The sequence below is a fragment of the Acidithiobacillus albertensis genome (assembly GCF_001931655.1).
GTDB lineage: Bacteria > Pseudomonadota > Gammaproteobacteria > Acidithiobacillales > Acidithiobacillaceae > Acidithiobacillus > Acidithiobacillus thiooxidans.
Window position 1 is genome coordinate 1 of record NZ_MOAD01000087.1, and the last position, 3,434, is coordinate 3,434.

1 protein-coding gene and 1 pseudogene are annotated in these 3,434 nt (G+C 54.1%); both read left to right on the forward strand.

The window, feature by feature from the left end:
* Window positions 1-103 precede the first annotated feature (103 nt).
* Window positions 104-3,214, forward strand: coding sequence for an efflux RND transporter permease subunit (locus BLW97_RS18160; protein ID WP_075324180.1), 3,111 nt, complete (start codon window positions 104-106; stop codon window positions 3,212-3,214).
* A 22-nt stretch (window positions 3,215-3,236) separates the two neighbouring features.
* Window positions 3,237-3,434, forward strand: a pseudogene (locus tag BLW97_RS18165) (hypothetical protein); the annotation flags it as partial.

Consider the following 3,434-nt stretch of genomic DNA (forward strand, 5'->3'; position numbering starts at 1 on the left):
GCGTCGCCCGTTGTGGCAAAGAACCGGTCAACGCCTGTATCGAAAAAACCCAAAAAATCTACTCCAGCGTCCATGGCCAACATGAATATGGGAGGCAAAAGCCATGATTAAGGCCGTGATGCGTTGGTGTCTCAACAACCCATTGTTGGTAGTCATTGCCAGCTTGGTCGTGATCGTTGCAGGCGTCCTCTCCATCCTGAGCATTCCACTGGAAGCGCTTCCTGATATTTCGCCGACCCAGGTCATTGTCAAAACCTCTTATCCGGGACAGGCTCCACAAATCATTCAGGATCAAATCACCTATCCCCTCGAAACGACTTTGCAGGAAGTACCCGGTGCCAAAGCCGTACGTGGCTATTCCATGTTCGGGGATTCCTATGTTTACGTGCTGTTCAAAGGGGGTACCCCGATCTATCAGGCACGGAATCTGGTCCTGCAATATCTCAACCAGGCCCAGGGTCAGTTACCTGCCGGGGTAACCCCGGCTCTGGGGCCGAATAGCTCGGGGGTGGATTGGATTTATGAATATGCCCTCACAGATCCCGGTGGTTCACTGAACCTTGCACAACTTACTACCTTGCAAAACTGGTTTCTGAAATTTGCCTTGCAAGGTATTCCCGGTGTAGCCCAGGTCGCGACGGTGGGCGGGATGGAGCAGGAGTATCAGGTGGTTGTCTTCCCTAATCGTCTGCTGGCCTACAACCTCACCTTGCCACAGGTCGCAGCAGCTATTCGTGCGGCCAATGGCGAAACCAGTGGTTCCGTCGTGGACATGGGAGAGTCGCGCTACATAGTGCGCACCTCCGGCTACATTCACTCATTGAAAGACTTACAACAGACCCCGCTTGGTGTGCGCGACGGCGTGCCCGTGACGCTGCAGCAAGTGGCACGGGTACAATTAGGCCCGGTTCTACCCAGTGGTATTGCCGAACTGAATGGTCAGGGTCAAGTGGTCGGTGGCATTGTCATGATGAATCAAGGGGGAAACGCCAATGCCCTGATAAAAAAGATTCAACAAAAACTTAAAAGCTTGCAGGCCTCGCTGCCTGCTGGAGTGAAGGTAGTGACCACTTACAGTCAGCGCCCCTTGATTCAACGCAGCATTCAGACGCTCAGTGGCAAACTGCTGGAAGAGTGTGTAGCCGTCCTGCTGGTGACTTTGCTGTTTTTATTACGGATCCGTTCGGCGCTGGTGGTCCTGATTGCATTGCCGATCGGTATACTTGGCGCTTTTATCGTGATGTATGCTCTCGATATACCGGCAAATATCATGTCCCTTGGGGGAATCGCCATTGCGATTGGCATTATGGTCGATGCGCCCGTGGTAATGATCGAGAACATGCATAAACATATGGAGAAAGGAGAAGCCCTCAATCCTTGGCAGACTGCCGGGATAGCGGCGATGGAAGTTGGGCCCGCGCTGTTTTTTTCCTTACTGATTATCGCGGTTTCCTTTCTGCCCATCTTTGCGCTGAGTGGACAGGAAGGAAAATTGTTTGCGCCGCTCGCTTTTACCAAAACCTTTGCGATTGCCGCCGCCGCCATTCTCGCTATCACCCTGGTGCCCGTCCTGATGGCCTGGTTTATTCAGGGGAAGATTCCCGTTGAACGAAAGAATCCTTTAAACCGGGTGTTAGCGAGGTTGTATCGTCCTGTCATACACGGCGTATTGCAAGCCCCTTGGCTGGTCGTTATCGGGGCCGTGCTGGTGGCTGCGACGCTCGTTTATCCCTGGCAAAGACTGGGTACCCAGCTCATGCCGCCCCTGGATGAAGGGACGCTGCTGTATATGCCCGTTGCCCAGAATCCTGCCATTTCTTACGGAGAATCTGCGGCGCTTTTGCAGTTGACGGATCGCATTATCAAAACCTTTCCAGAAGTGAAAACCGTTTTTGGGGAAGCGGGACGGGCGCAGACGGCCACCGATCAGTCACCCCTTTCCATGTTTGATACCGTGGTCACGCTTAAACAGCCCGATCATTGGCCCGCCCACATCAGCATGAACAAACTGCGTGACCAACTGAATCAGGCCTTGCAGATTCCCGGTCTGAGTAATAACTGGACACAACCCATCAAGGGGCGGGTGGACATGTTGACGACCGGGCTGCAAACCCCTCTCGGGCTCAAGATTACCGGGCAGAATTTGGCCACCTTGAGTCTTCTGGGGCAGAAAGTCCAAGCAGTGCTCCAAAAAGTGTCCGGTACCCAGACTGCATATGCCGCCAGAGTAACCGGCGGACGTTATATCGTCGTCCATACGGATCGGGCCGCCGCCGCACGCTATGGCATTTCAGTGGCCGACGTGAACCGACTGGTGGAAACGGCTATCGGTGGTAAAGTTCTGACTACGGCCGTAGAGGGTGTGCAACGTTTTCCGGTGGATTTGCGCTATCCTCGCGATCGTCGGCAATCACTTTCAGCGCTGATGGACAGTCGTGTGGCAGCGCCCAATGGTGCGCAGATTCCCCTCGCACAGTTGGCGCGGGTAGACATGGTCAATGGGCCAGCCATGCTCACCAGTGATGATAGCCAACTGAACAGTTGGGTCACCATTGATCTGAAACCGGGGACGAGTATTGGCACTTATGTGGCCAGGGCGAAACGAATGCTCGCGCATCAGGTCCATCTGCCACCGGGATATACCATAAACTGGGTCGGCGAATATCAGAGTATGCATCGCGCTAATCAGCGTTTGCAGATTGTCGTGCCGATGGTTTTGTTACTGATTGCCTTACTGCTCTATCTCAATTTTCGTAATGTGGTCGAGGTGGCTATTGTCCTGGTCACTTTACCATTCTCTCTGGTAGGTGGCCTCTGGCTGGTTTATGTACTTCATTACAAGCTCTCGGTAGCGGTGGTCGTGGGTTTTATTGCCCTCGCCGGTGTGGCCGTCGAATTTGGGGTAGTTATGCTCCTTTATCTGGACCAGGCCCTGCAGCGTCGGCGGGCCCGCGATGCCTTGCAAAACTGGCACGATCTGCAGCTGGCGATTATGGAGGGGAGTATGCTCCGCCTGCGCCCGCTGGCCATGACGTTTACCCTGGTCGTTGTGGGCCTGCTGCCCATCATGCTCAGCGAGGGCACAGGCGCCGATATGATGAAACGGATTGCCGCACCTATCATCGGCGGCATGTTGAGCGCAACGCTGTTGGCCTTGCTCGTTATCCCTGCGCTGTACGCCTTATGGCAACGGCGTCGTTTAAGATTGCAGTAATACTCAGAAAAGGAGAAATGTCATGAACAGAAGACAGTTGTTGAAGTCGATATTATCGGCACTGGCTATAGCAGGTTATGTGCAGGCAGACCGGGCTAGTGCCTCGGGTATGGGCAGTATGATGGGAAACATGATGGGGGGTGATTCGCCTGACCACGAAGGCATGCGTGCCATGATGTCACCGGAGAATCGTGGACCCATGCGTACCGGGATGGAATTG